Annotated in this window: 8 protein-coding genes; 6 read left to right on the forward strand and 2 right to left on the reverse strand. The window is 40.5% G+C overall.

Annotated features, from left to right (window positions below; genetic code table 11):
- The first annotated feature begins 19 nt into the window (after nt 1-19).
- Entirely contained in the window at nt 20-1,432 is a 1,413-nt protein-coding gene (locus ACO1QW_RS20455; RefSeq protein ID WP_486261310.1) for an O-antigen ligase family protein, read from the forward strand.
- Here ACO1QW_RS20455 and ACO1QW_RS20460 read toward each other — a convergent pair.
- Nucleotides 1,427-2,416: a LacI family DNA-binding transcriptional regulator gene (locus ACO1QW_RS20460; protein ID WP_486261312.1), complete on the reverse strand. Its 990-nt coding sequence runs from the start codon at nt 2,414-2,416 to the stop codon at nt 1,427-1,429. The two genes, ACO1QW_RS20455 and ACO1QW_RS20460, sit on opposite strands and share 6 nt — an antisense overlap.
- A gap of 271 nt (nt 2,417-2,687) precedes the next feature.
- On the opposite strand from ACO1QW_RS20460, the gene ACO1QW_RS20465 reads away from it, so the two are divergent.
- From ACO1QW_RS20465 to ACO1QW_RS20480, 4 genes are all read left to right on the forward strand, one after another.
- Nucleotides 2,688-5,765: a SusC/RagA family TonB-linked outer membrane protein gene (locus ACO1QW_RS20465; protein WP_486261314.1), complete on the forward strand. Its 3,078-nt coding sequence runs from the start codon at nt 2,688-2,690 to the stop codon at nt 5,763-5,765.
- A gap of 24 nt (nt 5,766-5,789) precedes the next feature.
- Nucleotides 5,790-7,352: a RagB/SusD family nutrient uptake outer membrane protein gene (locus ACO1QW_RS20470; RefSeq protein ID WP_486261316.1), complete on the forward strand. Its 1,563-nt coding sequence runs from the start codon at nt 5,790-5,792 to the stop codon at nt 7,350-7,352.
- 91 nt (nt 7,353-7,443) lie between these two features.
- The gene (locus ACO1QW_RS20475; RefSeq protein WP_486261318.1) at nt 7,444-10,767 is read left to right on the forward strand and encodes a VCBS repeat-containing protein; all 3,324 of its coding nucleotides are present in this window, start codon (nt 7,444-7,446) and stop codon (nt 10,765-10,767) included.
- A gap of 11 nt (nt 10,768-10,778) precedes the next feature.
- A complete protein-coding gene (locus ACO1QW_RS20480; protein ID WP_486261320.1) occupies nt 10,779-14,141 on the forward strand; it encodes a VCBS repeat-containing protein in 3,363 nt (1,120 codons plus the stop codon).
- 2 nt (nt 14,142-14,143) lie between these two features.
- Here the strand turns inward: ACO1QW_RS20480 and ACO1QW_RS20485 are convergent, their stop codons facing one another.
- Entirely contained in the window at nt 14,144-15,076 is a 933-nt protein-coding gene (locus ACO1QW_RS20485; protein WP_486261322.1) for a GyrI-like domain-containing protein, read from the reverse strand.
- Nucleotides 15,077-15,258: 182 nt separating this feature from the next.
- Between ACO1QW_RS20485 and ACO1QW_RS20490 the strand changes: the two genes are divergently transcribed.
- A complete protein-coding gene (locus ACO1QW_RS20490) occupies nt 15,259-17,301 on the forward strand; it encodes a kojibiose hydrolase (protein ID WP_486261324.1) in 2,043 nt (680 codons plus the stop codon).
- The last annotated feature ends 39 nt before the right edge of the window (nt 17,302-17,340 follow it).

The following is a 17,340-nucleotide window of genomic DNA, read 5'->3' on the forward strand; positions in this document are numbered from 1 at the left end:
TTTTTCAAAACAGGATTTTATGAGTTGGTGGTTACCAGCTATTGTAGCATTGCTTTGCTTTGTTGCAGGTATTGTTCTTGATGAAATAGTTCTGTTGTTGTTACCTTTTGCTGCACTGGCTATATTGGTCTTTGCAAGAAATCTACGCTACCTTTTTTTTGCATTGCTCTTTTCCATTCCACTATCAACAGAGTTTTCCATTACCGATACACTCTCTACTGACCTGCCAGATGAACCCATGATGCTTATACTTGCCGGATCATTAGTGCTGTTGTTAATTTTAAAACAAAACCTGCTGCCTAAAGAGCTATTAAAAAGCAGCATTGTGTTGTTGTTGTTACTGCAACTTCTATGGCTGCTGGTGACGATTTTTTTTTCCCACGAAATTTGGCTGAGTATAAAATACAGTCTTGCAAAAACATGGTTTCTTTTAGCATTTGTTATTGGCGGATTAATTTTTCTTCGCACAAAAGATGATTTCAAACTAGCATCAAAAGCGTTGATCTTTTCCATGCTGATCCCAATTATAACAAGCTTGGTACGTCATGCAGCAAAAGATTTTTCATTTGAATCAATTAACTCAACGCTGGATCCCTTCTTTCGTAACCACGTGAATTATTCGGCACTAATTGTTTGCCTCTTCCCCATTTTATTAATGTGGTATTATTTTTCTTTAAAAAAGTTGCGCAGTTGGATAATCGCCTGCATCATTGTTTTTCTAATTGCATTACTCTTTGCTTATTCACGGGGGGCATGGCTTTGTCTTATCACGGGACTGATAACATGGATTGCAGTTAAATATCGATTTTTATTAACGCTGATATTTACAGCTCTATTAATAACTGCTGCAAGTTTATTCTGGTTGATGCAAAATGATAACTATTTAAAATTTGCACCCGACTTCAATACCACTACCCAACATACAGAGCTAAATGAACACCTGGAGGCTACCTATACATTAAAAGATATGTCGACGATGGAACGATTCTATCGTTGGATAGCCGGGTTTAAAATGCTGAATGAAGAAAAGATACACGGCTTTGGACCTAATAGCTTCACTACTTACTACAAATCATACACTACATCTTCTTTTAAAACATGGGTAAGCAGTAACGAAGAAAGATCCTCGGTGCATAATTATTTTTTACTGGTTGCTATTGAACAAGGTTTGCCCGGGCTGATTATTTTAATGGGGTTGTTTATTTACATGTTTGCTATTGCAGTAAAGGCCTACCATACCTTGCAGGATCCGTTTGAACGATCACTTGCTATGTTGTGCGCCGTGGTACTAAGCATGATTGTGACACTAAACCTGTTGAGCGATTTAATAGAAACAGATAAAATAGGGAGCATCTATTTTTTAATAACAGGATTGTTGATCAGGCTGCGGGTGAAAGTGAATGAGCAAAAGAAAAAGACCGAAGTGTTATAAAGAGCCACCATCCACAAAACGGGAACTCACATATATTTCTTTCGCTTCTTCTTTCCCTTGTAAACATTGCATCATTCGTTCGCAGGCAAGTTTGCCCAACCGATAGCCGCTTGTTTCAATGTAAGTGATCTCCGGGTAATACAATGTTGGGAAAAAGCCATCACTCAATGTGATAATACTTGTTTGTTGAGGTACATCGATCTTTCGTTTTTGTATTGTTTTCATTACGCCCATCAGTATTTCATCACTCATACAAAAAACAGCATCGGGTTGTTTCTTTAACTGGAAATAGCTGTTTGCAATTGTTTCTGCCTCTTCAACATTGCCCGCATGTTGAATTGAAAGAGTAGCATTTTTATTAGTAGTGATTGTTTGCTCAAACGCTTTCAGCCTGCGTTTGGTAATTGATATATGTGCATCGCCAAAAATACCCAGTATATTTTTTTTGTTCTTTTTTAGTAACGCCTCTGCAGCCATTACCGCTGCCTCTTTGTCTGCAAGACAAACCCTGTTGTAACTATCATCATCAGGCACTTTGTCAAAAAAAACAACCGGTATGTCCGCATCTTTCATTTTATGAAACGCCTCCATGTTTGTTGTTTCTTTAGCCAGACAAATAAATACACCACTCACCCTGTTTTGCCGGTAGATTCTTAGATTCTCAATTTCAACTGCTGGGTCATCACCACTTTGAAGAATCATCAGAGAGTAACCCAGCTGTTTTCCTTCTTCTTCTACTGCATCAATAAACGAATCGTAAAAATTGTTGGTAATGGAGGGAATCATAATGCCCAGCACCTTTGTGTTCTTGCTGCGGAGGTTCACCGCCACGGCGTTGGGCTCATATTCGAGTGTTTCGGCAAGCTCCATCACCTTTTGCTTTGTTACCTGGGATATATCGGGATGATTTTTCAGGGCCCTTGATACAGTAGAAATACTGATATCCAATACCTGGGCTATCTTTTTAAGTGTTGCGTTTGCCATGTTGATCGTTTAGGGTCGATAATTTTTCCACCGCAATTATTTTCGCAAACGATTGCATCATTTATTACATAAACTTAAGCCGTTTTGTTCGAACGATTTAGCAAAAACTTCGTTTAAATTCACAGAAGATTAACAGCCTTCCGATTGCATGTTTGCCATAAGTATGGTTCAGGACTAAGTCTTTCATCTCAAAAACTGAACCTTCCCCACAGGTATTTCCTGCATAGACTGCTGTGGTCTATAACCCTCAACAATTTAAAAACTACTGATTATGATCTTGACGAAACTTGCAAGGGGCGTTCTCACCATGCTCAGTCTGTTTGTATTGGTGGCCTTTGCCTCAGCACAAACCAAAACCATCACTGGTAAGGTAACAGACTCAAAAGGTGAAGCGGTTCCCTCTGCTACCGTACTTGTAAAAGGTACAAACGTTTCCACCACCACCGGTTCCGACGGAGCTTTTCGTTTAACCAGTGTTCCCGCCACAGCCAAAACATTGGTTATTTCTTCTGTAGGTTTTACAACCCGGGAAGTAGGCATTACAGATGGCGAAATTTCGGTTTCACTTGAAACACAGAACGCAGCCCTTAATGAAGTGGTTGTAATTGGTTATGGAACCCGCAAAGTAAAAGACCTTACGGGATCCGTTGCCAACATCACCACAAAGGATTTCAACAAAGGACAAATCGCAACGCCTGATCAATTACTTCAGGGTCGTACACCTGGTGTTTTAGTTACACCTGCAAGTGGCGAACCAGGATCGGCCGCAACTATTAACATCCGAGGTACTGCATCAATTCGTGGTAACCAGGAACCACTGTATGTAGTAGATGGTGTGCCTATCGCAAGTGGAGGTACTTTAGGAAGTGCCAGCGGCGTGGAAGGTAGCTCAACCCCACGTAACCCGTTAATGTTTTTAAATCCTAACGACATTGAAAGCATTACTGTATTAAAAGATGCATCGGCTGCAGCCATCTACGGTTCAAGAGGTGCAAACGGTGTTGTATTAATTACTACTAAAAGCGGTAAAGGAGGCAAAAAAGGACAAATAACTTTAAGCGCATCAACCAGTATTGCTAATACTGCAAAACGCTATGATCTTATGAGTCCGCAGGATTTCCTGCTTGCAGCAAAAAAAGCAAACATTGACGGTGGTGCCGATCCTACTGCAGCCGGCGCAGCTGTTGCCCTGCTGGATAAAGGAGGAAATACTGACTGGCAGGATCAAATATTTCGTACCGGCGTTTCTCAAAACTATAATCTTGGATGGGGAATTAATTTAAGATCGACCAATGTGCGATTAAGCGGTTCATACGACGACCAACAGGGTATTATAAGAAACAGCTCATTAAAGCGTTTAACTGCCCGTGCAAATATTTCTCAAAAGTTCCTGAAGGATAAATTGAAGTTTGATATCGCTTCTACTTTCTCGAGCACAAAAAATCAGTATCCCCCATTAAGTAATAATGCAGGTTACCAAGGTAGTTTGCTTGGCGCTGCATTACAGTTCAGCCCTACTTATCCAATTTACAATGCTGATGGTTCTTTTTATCAACCAGGAGATCAACGTAACCCATCGCAAATGTTGGCTTACTTCGATGATAATGATCGGGTAACACGTTTCCTGAATAGTATTTCCGGTACATGGAATATCACTAACGGACTTTCTTATAAAGTTGTGTTAGGTCTTGATAATATGAAGAGCGAACGTATAGCATTTGCTGATCCACGCCTGAGTTCGAATGCTTACGGTGGACAAACATCACTTTCCACTCCTAATGGTATTAGTGTTAAAACACACAACAATCCCATTCAAAATAACGGACGTACAACAAAACAAAATCTTGACCTGCGTTCTACACTTGTTGAGCATTACCTCACCTATGATAAAGATTTCGGTAAAAGCAATTTCAATATCGTAGCAGGGTTCTCTTACCAAAATTTTATCACAGAATATAATCAGCGTATTGGCTGGGGATTAAGCAAACCGGTTACTGCTCCAACTGATGTCTTTATTAAAGACTTTAATAATTTCACGACTTATGCTGATTTATATCCAGGGTATGACAAGAATGAATTACAATCATACTTTGGTCGTGTGAACTATTCATTTAATGACCGTTATTTCCTTACTGCAACTGTTCGTGCGGACGGTTCTTCAAAGTTTGGCGCAAACAACCGCTATGGCGTATTCCCTGCCTTTGCGGCAAAATGGAAACTGATCAATGAAGACTTCGTTAAAAACAGCTTTATCAATACATGGTTTTCTGAATTTAGTTTAAGAGCTAACTACGGTGTGCTTGGTAGCCAGGATGGTTTGCCATCATATGGTGCTGTTAACCGCCAGTTTAATTATAAAGATGCAAACGGTGCCGATCAAAATACATTGGTGCAAACAGGCAACCCTGATCTTAAATGGGAAGAAGCGGCAACAACCGGTGCTGGTATTGATCTTACAACTGCTAACAATCGCCTGAATATTACAGTTGATTATTTCTATACTAAGCGTACAAACATTCTGTTTAATGCACCAACCCCGGGTGGCTTTGCGCCAACATCAAACTGGTTCATTAACCTTGATGGGTATGTGGTAAATAAAGGTTGGGAAGTGAGCCTTGGTTACAAAGCTATTAAAGGAGTTAAATTCAGCTGGGACATCAATTATAATATGACATTCGTTAAGAATGAACTCCGTGACATGCCGGTACCTGTTATTACGGGTGGCGTAAGCGGCCAAGGTTTAACAGGAGCGTATGCACAGGTGTTTACAAGTGGACAGCCATTGTTTACATGGTCAATGCCGGTATTCCGTGGATTTGATGGTAACGGTAATGCCCGCTATGAAAATGGTGCGCAAAACCAATTGGTGGGAACTGCAATACCAAACTTTTTTGCGGGTTTAACCAACAACTTCTCATTAGGTAACTGGAGCTTGAGCGTGTTTATGAATGCAGTAACAGGCTTTCATGTTTACAACAACACTAACAATGCATTATTCCTGAAAGGAAGTTTACGTAACGGACGTAACGTAACTTATGTAGCAGGTACAAGTCCCGAAAATCCATTTAATCCGGGCAGCGTTTCAACTCGCTTCCTTGAAAAAGGTGACTTCATCCGATTATCAAACGTGAACCTCAGTTACATGTTCGATATTCAAAAGAAGAGCTTAGTTAAAACATTGTCAGTTTATGTTTCAGGTCAAAATCTTGCGTTGTTTACCAAGTATTCGGGTATAGATCCTGAGGTGAACGTAGATAAAAGTATCAGCGGTGTTCCATCACGTGGATTCGATTATACAAATTATCCAAGACCACGAATTGTAACAGTTGGTGTAAACCTCGGATTCTAATATTAACTCACTAAAATGATTATAATGAAAACAAGTATTAAAAGATATGTTGCCGGTGTTGCTGCTGCTTTTGCTTTGTTTACATCTTCTTGTACAAAGCTGGAGCCGGAACTGGGTGGCCAGGAAACGATTGGTGAAGTGAAAGGTGATGGCGCTCCTGCTGCTCCTACCATTTCATCGGTTTACGGACAATTAAACCAATTGGTAAGCCAGGAAAACTGGTTTGCAATGAACGAACATAGTACTGATGAAATTCTTGGTCCAACCCGTGGTACTGACTGGGATGATTTTGGAACATGGCGTCGTCTTCATTTACACACATGGGGCCCGGATCATAACCAGATTAACAATGTATGGAATGGTTTAAATGGAGCGTTGTTTCAATCTACTCTGGCGGCCGAACTGTTAACAGGACAGGCGCAGGCAGAAGGTAAGTTTCTCCGTTCTTATTTCCGTTTCTTAATGATTGATGCATATGGGCAAATGCAAACCCGTCCTGCAACTGCAGCAGCGAGCAGCATTCCTAATGTGGTACCACGTGCACAAGCCATTGATACGATCATTCTTGAACTCGAATCAGCCGTTGCAGCATTACCTGCGTTTACAGGAACAAACAGGCATCTTGCAACAAAAGAAGCAGCTTGGGCATTGTTAGCAAAACTGTATCTCAACAAAGCAGTATATAAGGCCGATCCAACTGCTCCAGCTGGTCCCTATACATTTGCTGCTGCAGATATGAATAAAGTGATTCAGTATTGTAACAACATTGCTGCAAATGCAAACCTTGCTGTTGAAACGAACTATTGGGACAACTTTGTGTGGACCAATAACACCTCATCTTCTGAAAACATCTTTGTAAGAAGAAATACAGATGGTATTAACGTCGTATGGGCAACTTGTATGGGTGGTCACTATAACCAGGCACCATCGGGTTGGAATGGTTTTGCAACGCTTTCCGATTTCTATGACAGCTTTGAAGATAGCGATGTACGTCGCAGCACAACACTTGCAGGATTTTCTGATCAGGTGGGTACAAAAGCTGGTTTGAATGTTGGCCAGGCAAGAGGTCCGCAAGGCCAGCGCATTGGTAATCCATTGGTTGATTTGAAAGATCGTAGTGGTAATCCATTGGTGTTTACAAGAAACGTAAGTATTTTCTTTAATGGCGAGGCAAGTGGTATTCGTACAAATAAGTTTCCGCTTAATCCTGCTACAATTAATGATGGTGGTTGGGCAAGTACAAACGACTTTGTATTTCTTCGTTTATCTGATGTTCGCTTAATGAAAGCAGAGGCTATTTTAAGAGGTGGTACAGATGCTCAAACGCCATTGTCAATTGTAAATGATATCAGGAGCAAACGTGGTGCAACCAATCTTGCTTCTGTTACTCTTACATCATTATTGGCTGAACGCAGTCGTGAATTATATCTCGAAGGTTGGAGAAGAAACGATATGATTCGTTTTGGCATATTTAATAAGCCAGTTCAGGAGCGTGCACAGGAATCAGATCCAACTCGTGTTATTTTCCCGATTCCTTCTATTGCACTTTCTTCAAATCCTAATTTGAAACAAAACCCAGGTTATTAGTTTTTATCATAATCAATAGGGAATGAGGTCGCTAATTTTGGCGGCCTCTTTTTTTAACTACCTAAACAGTTTTAACTTGTAGCAATATTGTATGCCGGTAACCATGATCTTAAAAAAGAATGTTATTTCCTTATTGTCAATGCTTTTTTTGTTTGGTTGCAAACAACAGAACAAAGCCACACTATTTACCGAAATAACCAATAGCGGTATTATATTCGAAAACAATCTTACAAACGATAAAGACTTCAACATTTTCACCTATCGAAATTTTTACAACGGTGCAGGTGTTGCCACAGGTGATTTAAATAACGATGGATTGCCTGAAGTGTTTTTTGTTTCGAATCAGGGCAGCAATAAACTATTTCTTAATAAAGGCAATCTTCAATTCGAAGATGTTTCTGCGAAAGCAGGCTTCAAAGAAAAAAAACAATGGAGCACAGGTGTTGTATTAGTTGATATTAATGCAGATGGATGGCTGGATATTTACTTGTGCAATGCAGGTAACATGTTCGACTCTTCGTTACGGCGTAACCAACTTTTCATCAACAACCGCAACTTAACGTTTACCGAAAAAGCTGCAGAATATGGTTTAGATAATGATGGCTACAGTACACACGCTTCGTTTTTTGATTATGATCTCGATGGCGATCTCGATTGCTTCATTATTAACAACAGCCCAATTCCAGTCAACACACTCAACTATCCCAGTCTGCGTGATCTGCCAGCCAACCAATGGCAAGTGGCCGATTTTTTGAAACCCGGTGGTGACCATTTCTATCGAAACGATAATGGTAAGTTTAAAGAAGTAACGAAAGAAGTAGGTATACATGGCAGTTTAATTTCATTAGGACTTGGTGTTACGGTTGGTGATGTTAACGAAGATGGTTATCCTGATGTATATGTGTCGAACGATTTTTTTGAGCGTGATTATCTCTACATCAACCAACGCAACGGTAAGTTTAAAGATGAGCTGGAAGAACGCATACAGCACACCAGTCTTTCATCGATGGGTGCAGATATGCAGGACATTAACAACGATGGCAGTCCTGATATTTTTACAACTGATATGTTGCCAGGCGATGATTATCGTTTGCGTGCAAACTCATCGTTTGAAAGTTATGATGTGTTTAATTTAAAAGTGAAGCAGGGCTTTTATTACCAGTACACACAAAATGCATTACAGGTAAATAACAAACAAGGAAAGTTTTTTGAAACAGCATTCTTCAGTGGTGTTGCAGATAGTGACTGGAGCTGGGGCGCACTGATGTTTGATGCAGACAATGATGGCAAAACAGATATTTATGTGTGCAATGGTATTTACTACGATGTAACTGATCAGGACTTCATCGACTTTTTTGCCAACGAAGTAGCACAGCAAATGGTGAAGACGGGTAAGAAAGAAGAAGTGGGTACCATCATCAACCGTATGCCTTCCAATCCTATTCCTAACAAAGCATACCGTAATACCGGTAATTTAAAGTTTGCAGATGCAGGCGAAGATTGGGGTTTTACGAAGAAAACATTTTCGAACGGGGCTGCCTACGCTGATCTGGATAATGATGGTGATCTCGATCTTGTTATCAGCAATGTCAACCAGCCGGCGCTGATTTATAAAAACAACAGCAGAGAGCAGAATCAAAACAATTACATTAGTGTACAGCTGAAGTACGAAGTACAGAATGTATTTGGTATTGGCAGTGTAATAAAACTGTATCAAAAAAACCAGGTACTTACACGGGAACTTGTTCCTGCGAGAGGATTTGAATCATCTATTGAATACAAACAAACTATCGGCGTTGGTAAAGAAAGTGTTGATTCAATGCGCATCATCTGGCCCAATCAATCTTTTACAACCGTTGTAAATCCGGCAATCAATCAACTGCATTCAATTCAATACAATGAAAACAGTGTAAATAAAAATGTTTGGTCTGCTTATCCTCCAATCGATTTATATTTTGAAAAGCAAGACAGTTTGTTTGCAGCGCATAAAGAAGATGAACATGTGGATTTTTTTTATGAACGCAATATTCCATTCATGTTGTCAACACAAGGACCGAAAGCAGCAACTGCCGATGTAAACAACGATGGATTAATCGATGTGTATATTGGTGGCGCAAAAGGACAAGCCGGTGCATTGTACCTGCAAACAGCAAATGGTTTTCGTTTAGCGGATGTATCCGACTTTACAACCTATGCGTTTAACGATGTAACAACAGCACTGTTTTTCGACTGTGATAAAGATGGTGATATGGATTTGTTTACCGGGGGTGGGGGAAACTTTTCTGCAGCAGCAGTTGGTGGTTATCAGAACCAGTTATTCATCAACGATAGTAAAGGTAATTTCAGTTTGAAGCGTGGAGCTATTCCCATGTTCAATACCAACTGCGGAGCAGTAGTTGCGTTTGATTATGATGCGGATGGATTTATGGATCTGTTTGTTGGCAGCAGAAACGTGCCACAGAGTTACGGTGCAACACCTGAAAGTTATTTGCTGCACAACGATGGTTCAGGAAACTTCAGTGATGTAACAGCAACTATTGCTCCTGTATTTTTAAAAGCAGGAATGATTACTGCTGCTGCAGCAATTGACATCAACAACGATAAAAAGAATGAACTGGTGATAACTGGCGAATGGATGAATGTGAAAGTATATGCATTCAACGGTAAACAATTTGCCGAACAAAAAACCGGCATGGAAAACTACAAAGGCTGGTGGCAAACAATGAAAGCGGCTGATGTAGATAAGGATGGTGACGTTGATTTGATTTTAGGTAACCTTGGCGAAAACTTTTATCTGCAGGCAGGAGCAGAAAAACCAGTGAAGATCTGGATGAAAGATTTTGATGCAAACGACATTGTTGATAAAATGATTACACGCACGTACAATGCTACCGATGTGCCGGTGTTTATGAAGCGTGAAATAACCGACCAGGTTCCATCTTTAAAGAAACTGAATTTGAAGCACCAGGATTTTGCAAAGAAAACCATACAGGATTTGTTTGGCGATGGATTGAAAAACGCAGAACAGAAAGAAGTGAACTATGCATCGTCCTGTATTGCATACAACGATGGCAAAGGAAACTTTACTGTGAAAGCATTGCCCTGGCAGGTACAACTTTCAAGCATTAATGCGATACAGCTGATCGATGTAAACAAAGATGGTTACGACGATTTGGTAACTGCAGGTAATTTCTTTAACCTGTTGCCGCAGTTTTGCAGGCTCGATGCAAGCTATGGTGAAATACTACTCAACGATAAGAAAGGGAACTTCAACATTGTGCCGGCAGTACAAACAGGCTTAAACCTGTACGGACAAACAAGAGATATTGTGCATTGGAACAGAAACAGCAGCGATTATCTTCTTTTCCTTGAAAACAATGCAACACCTGTACTGTATAAACTCAACTCAAAGTAAGCAATAAACGAATGACGCAGAAGAACGGACGCATACCCTACTCCTTTACTGCTTTGCTTTTTGCAATGTTGTTATTAACGAATGCCTGTAAAACAAAAAAGCAAATTGAAAATCCTTTGTTTGAAGTGCATACAAGTACAGCAACGGGATTGAATTTTACGAATCAATTAAAACCAACGCCGGAATTTAATTTGTTTTCTTACATGTACTATTACAACGGTGCGGGTGTTGGTGCCGCCGATTTTAATAAGGATGGATTGGTTGATTTGTTTTTTGCTGCCAACCAAGGCGAGAACAAATTATTTTTAAATAAAGGTTCGCTGCAGTTTACCGATGTTACTGCCGCTGCAAATATTCCACAGGATGGTAGTTGGAGTACAGGAGTTTCTGTTGTTGATATTAACAACGATGGACTGCTTGATATCTACATCTGCAGAGTTGGTAATTACAAAGTGCTGAAAGGAAAAAATCAGTTGCTTGTTTGTAAAGAGATCAACAAAGATGGTGTTCCCGTTTTTGTTGATGGAGCAGAAGCGTATGGTTTAGATTTCTCAGGCTTTAGTACACAGGCTGTATTTTTTGATTATGATGGGGATGAAGATCTTGATCTGTTCCTGTTGAATCATTCAGTGAACCACGATGGCAACTATGCACCACGTAAAAACTTTCTCAATACATATGATTCATTAGCTGGTCAGCGCTTATACAGAAACGACTTAATTACAAAACCCGGTCAAAAACAACAGGCTGTCTTTACGAATGTAACAGCAACAACAGGCATCAACGGAACAAAAATCGGTTATGGCTTAGGTGTGGTGGTGAGCGATATAAATGTTGATGGCTGGCCCGATATTTATGTGGGCAACGATTTTCATGAGAACGATTATCTCTACATCAATCAAAAGAACGGAACGTTTAGTGAAGAAACCACAAAACGATTGATGCACACCAGCCAGTTCAGCATGGGTGTAGATGCAGCCGATGTTACCAACGATGGTTTTCCGGAAATTATTTCGATGGATATGTTACCGTACGATCCGTACATGATCCGGCGTTCGCTGGCAGAAGATGATTACAACATTTTTCAAAACAAGATCAACTACGGATACAACTATCAATATGCACGCAACAACCTGCAGTGGAACAGAGGCAATGGTTTGTTTAGTGAAGTTGGACAATATGCAGGTGTGAATGCAACCGACTGGAGCTGGGCTGCCTTGTGGATGGATTTTGATAACAACGGTCGTAAAGATCTGTTTGTTTCGAACGGCATTCCCAAACGGATGAACGATATCGATTACATCAACTTTGTATCGAACGAAGAGCTGCAACAAAAAATGCGCAGCGGAACTGTTGAAGATAAAGACATGGTGCTGGTGAACAAGTTTCCTGAAATAAAAATCCCCAACCGTTTCTTTCGCAACAAGGGTAACCTGCAGTTCGATGATGTAACAGATAGCATCGAAAACAATTTGCCGACTTTCTCCAACGGCTCGGTGTATGCCGATCTGGATAATGATGGCGACCAGGATCTCATCGTTAACAACATCAACGATCCGGTGCTGTTGTACGAAAACAAAACAAATTCAACAGTTGTAAAACCATCAGCATCAATAACACTCAAGGGTGCTGCACAAAATCCGAATGCGATTGGTTCAACAGTTGTGTTGTTTGCAGGCAACGAAATACGTACGTATGAATACAACCCGGTGCATGGATTTTTATCGAGCATGTTGGAGCCAATGCATATAGGTCTGGATGCAGCAACAATTGATTCAGCTTTTCTTATCTGGCCAGATCGTTCGTATCAATCCATCAACATCAAACCCGGCAAACAGGAATTTGTATACGCAAAAGGATTGCCTTTGTTTGATTACAAGAAGATCAGCAGCTTTCATCCGCCAACAGTGCATGCGTTGGAAGATATTACTGCAGCAACAAAGCTTGATCATCGCCATATTGAAAATGTATTCAATGAGTTTGCAAGAGAACCCTTGCTGCCGCACATGAATTCAACTGAGGGTCCGGCATTGGCAGTAGGCGATATTAACCACGATGGGTTGGAAGATGTGTTCATCGGTTCATCCAAAGGTTACCGCAATGCAATATATGTGCAAACTGCAGCAGGTACGTTTAGTTACAAACCACAGCCTGCTATGTGGCTCGATAGTATGACGGAGAATGCCGATGCTGTATTTGCAGATATAAACAACGATACACATGTTGATCTGCTAATTGCTGCAGGTGGCAACGAATACTATGGAGAAGATGCACACCTGTTACCGTTGTTGTATCTCAACGATGGGAAAGGAAACTTTACAAAGAAAGCAGATGCATTCAGCAATATTGTTGTTACGCAAAGTAAAATGGCAGTGTACGATTTTACAGGCGATGGGTTTGCAGATATTTTCCTTCCCGGCAGAACAGAGCCATGGAACTTTGGTATTAAGCCTCGCTCTTACCTGTTAAAAAATAATGGTAACGGAACATTTACAGATGTTACAACTACGTATGCAAAAGAATTGGGACAACCCGGTTTGGTAACGGATGCGCAGTGGACAGATGTAAATGCAGATGGGAAAAAGGATTTGTTGCTTTCCTACGAGTGGGGAGGTATAGATGCATTTATATTTAACAACAAAACATTTACCAAGCAAACCATTACTGCAAAAAAAGGTTGGTGGACGTTTGTGCTGCCATTTGATGCAGATGGAAATGAGGAGCTCGATTTTATTGCAGGCAACTTTGGATTAAACAGCCGTTTGAAAGCATCAGCAGAAGAACCGCTCTCGTTATACATCAACGATTTTGATGCCAACGGAAGAAACGAACAGGTGCTTACGTATTATCTCGGTCATAAAGAAATTCCATTTGCTACCAAACAGGAGCTGGAAAAACAATTACCGCTGTTGAAGAAGAAGTTTTTGTACGCAGAAGATTTTGCCAAAGCATCGCTCAATGATTTATTTGGTGCTGATAAGTTGAAGAAAGCACAGAAGTATTCAGTTGATTATTTAAGCAATGCGTTATTGCTGAATAAGGGGGATAAAAATTTTGCTGTTACAGCTTTGCCTTACGAAGCACAATTAACTACTTATCGAACAGCAATGGTTGTACAGGCAAACAATGACAGCTTGCCCGATATATTACTGCTCGGTAATTATTACGATAATAATGTGGAGATCGGAAGGCAGGATGCAGACTTTGGTTCGTTGCTCATCAACAAAGGTTCCGGACAATTTGTGTATGCGCCGCTCAATGGCTTAACCATTAACGGACAGGTCCGGAACATCAAATCAATAACCATCAATAGTAGACAGGCTTATATTCTTGCAAAGAATAACGATGCTGTGCAAATCATCCGCTTCAAATAAAGTTAATACAGTACAGGATAATAAATGCGGGTGATCCACTTACTGGTATCTTTTTCCTGCAATCGATCTGTAATGAGCGATTGAAACGGAATTGCTGGTGCAGTTTTCTGATGATCGAAGGCATAATCGGCCATACGCTTTTCTGCTGCGGCAACAGTAGCCATGCCGCCTTTAACATCGCCCACCAAAATATAACCAAGAATCATTTTTTTGCGTTTGAACGGCTCCTGCTCTTCCACATCTGTTTTTGTAGGAATACCCACCATCACATCGTACCGGTTATCTGCAACAGAAAAAATATTCAGCATCGGTGCATTGCTTTCTTCACCACCTTTTGTTTGAATGTATTTTTTTACATCCGTAATAAGGCTATATACATCTTCTGTTGTAGGGTAATGGTCAAATGTTTTCTTCAACGAAATGAGCGTGGAGTCTTTCACCCGTTGTGTTTCAATCTCCATACCATACGTATTCTTCTCATTTTCAAAAAATGGTTTTGCTGCTGCAAGAAACTGTTTGAAATCTTTTTTCAATGAACGCAGCTGCAGGTATTGTTTAATTTTTGTAACAGGGTTGCTGCTGTATGCAAATACATAACTCCATTCAAAATGAGCCGAATCAATATTGTAAGGAAACACCTGGAAGAAAGCATTTACAGAGTCGTTACCAACTGATGTAATTGTTTCAACACCAGGAAGTGTCATGTTTTGAAAACGATAACTGCGGTTATTGAAACTATACACCGTGCTGCTTTGTTGCGTACCAGCCCACCAGTTTTTCCATTGTGTACTGTCGTGCAAAAGACGAATAGCTGAATTATTCGTACACTTGAATGCAATTCGGTAACTGTATGTTTCTTTTTGAGGAATACGTAAATACAGAACAACGCCAGAAACAATGATCAATACAACAACAAGCAGCAGCAATCTTTTCATTAAGTAAATCGTTTGAACCATCTGCAATTTAAGCGAAATTGTGCTGTAGAAATGAAGCTTTGTTTTTGATTTGAAAGAAATAATCCATAGCAAACGTTTGCAGATTGCATTTGTAAATTCAAGCCAATTTCTTTGTGGTTTACTGGTTATCTTTCCTGTACGAATTACTAAAAACGGTTGCCATGAAACAATTGCTGTTCTTCATCTTGCTCTTTGTTACTGCTTCAACAAAAGCACAAACAATTGATCCCTGGAAAATTGCTGCTACCAATTTCGATCCGTCCAACTACTACGGTATTACTGTAGCAAACGGCATGATTGGAGTCGTATCATCGCCGGAGCCATTCAAGGTAAAAGATGTGGTGCTTGCCGGTGCTTACGATTTGTATGGCCGTGGCCGTGTAAGTAATTTCTTAAAGAGTTTTAATCTGCTCAACAGTTACCTCGAAATAGATGGCAAACGCATCGATGCAAAATCAGCTTCGAACATGAAGCAGGAGCTGGATATGCAGCATGCAGCATTTACTACTTCATTCGATTATGCAGATAAAGCAACTGTTACATACACGTACTACTCACTTCGTCACTTGCCTTTTACAGTGTTGATGGATATTACCATTACACCGAAAAAAAATATCAATATCACCGGTGCCAGTGTAATGGAAGCACCTGATGCATTAAAAGATGTACAGAATTATTACAATGAAATTGATCGTCCGCATGTAACCATGAGCTTGCTCACATCATCAGCAAAAAGCCCTACCGGTAAATTGTTGATGTGTGCCAGTAATACATTTTTATTTTCTGAACATCATGGTAGTGAACCAAGAGTGATCCACGAAATGTGGGATAACAATATGCATCTGCTCAAATTTAGTAAGCAACTCAAAACAGGTGAAACCTATCGTTACTCTATCGCTGGTTCATCCATCACTTCTGCGCATCACGATGATCCGTTGAATGAAGCTGAACGTTTAACTATTTATGCCAAGCTGGAAGGCAGAGAACGTTTGCTGCAGTTTCATAACAAAGCATGGGATGACTTGTGGAGCAGCAGAATTATTATTGACGGCGATGCAACGGCAGCGCAGGATCAGCAAGATATCAACAGTATGCTTTATCATTTGTATTCGTTTACAAGAGAAGGCACTGCATTATCACCATCACCAATGGGATTGAGTGGATTGGGTTATAACGGTCATGTGTTTTGGGATACGGAGCTGTGGATGTATCCGGCATTGCTTGTGTTGAAACCTGAGTTGGCGAAGAGCATGGTGGAGTATCGTTATCAACGATTAGATGCTGCAAAGCGCAACGCTTTCAGCAAAGGATTTAAAGGAGCGATGTTCCCTTGGGAAAGTGCTGAAACAGGAGTTGAAGAAACACCGGTGTGGGCATTGAGTGGTCCGTTCGAACATCACATCACTGCATGCGTAGCCATTGCCGCATGGAATTATTATTGTGTAACACAGGATAAAGGCTGGCTGAAAGAAAAAGGTTATCCCATCTTAAGCGCAACAGCCGATTTCTGGGCAAGCAGAGTTGAAAGAAACGGTCCCGGTAAATACGATATTAAGAACGTTGTTGCTGCCGATGAGTGGGCCGAGAATGTAGATAACAATGCATTCACCAATGCGGCAGCAAAAGCCAACTTACAGTTTGCAACAGAAGCCGCAAAATTGTTAGGTGTTACACCCAATGCCGATTGGATGAATGTGGCGAATAATATTCCGGTATTGAAATTTCCTGATGGCGTTACAAAAGAACATGCAACCTACAATGGTGAAGGTATTAAACAAGCTGATGTGAACTTGTTGGCCTATCCGTTGAAAGAAGTAAAAGAAGCCACTGCCATTCACAAAGATTTAGAATATTACGAACAACGTGTTCCCAACGAAGGAACACCTGCAATGACACAGGCTGTGTTCACTACCTTGTATGCACGCTTAGGTGATGCAACAAAAGCGTATCATTGGTTTAAGGATGCATATATTCCTAACCTCAATCCCCCGTTCCGTGTAATTGCAGAAACAAAAGGAGGAACCAACCCTTACTTTGCAACAGGTGCAGGTGGCATTTTACAAAGTGTATTGATGGGCTTTGGCGGTTTGGAAATTACAGCAACAGGTATCACACAACTTAAAACAATATTACCTGCTAATTGGAAGAGTGTAACGATTACTGGTGTGGGTGTACAGAAGAAAACGTTTGTTAATAAGAGGTGATCGAGATGTTTTTTCATAGAGCTGTATTAAACATAGCAG

It is taken from the genome of Lacibacter sp., from assembly GCF_057361365.1.

What these genes read in the sequence shown, in the direction of transcription:
- ACO1QW_RS20455 (WP_486261310.1), top strand. Translation starts at nt 20, where the DNA reads ATGAGTTGGTGGTTACCAGCTATTGTAGCATTGCTTTGCTTTGTTGCA.
- ACO1QW_RS20490 (WP_486261324.1), top strand. Translation starts at nt 15,259, where the DNA reads ATGAAACAATTGCTGTTCTTCATCTTGCTCTTTGTTACTGCTTCAACA.
- ACO1QW_RS20480 (WP_486261320.1), top strand. Translation starts at nt 10,779, where the DNA reads ATGACGCAGAAGAACGGACGCATACCCTACTCCTTTACTGCTTTGCTT.
- ACO1QW_RS20475 (WP_486261318.1), top strand. Translation starts at nt 7,444, where the DNA reads ATGCCGGTAACCATGATCTTAAAAAAGAATGTTATTTCCTTATTGTCA.
- ACO1QW_RS20465 (WP_486261314.1), top strand. Translation starts at nt 2,688, where the DNA reads ATGATCTTGACGAAACTTGCAAGGGGCGTTCTCACCATGCTCAGTCTG.
- ACO1QW_RS20470 (WP_486261316.1), top strand. Translation starts at nt 5,790, where the DNA reads ATGAAAACAAGTATTAAAAGATATGTTGCCGGTGTTGCTGCTGCTTTT.
- ACO1QW_RS20460 (WP_486261312.1), bottom strand. Translation starts at nt 2,416, where the DNA reads ATGGCAAACGCAACACTTAAAAAGATAGCCCAGGTATTGGATATCAGT.
- ACO1QW_RS20485 (WP_486261322.1), bottom strand. Translation starts at nt 15,076, where the DNA reads ATGAAAAGATTGCTGCTGCTTGTTGTTGTATTGATCATTGTTTCTGGC.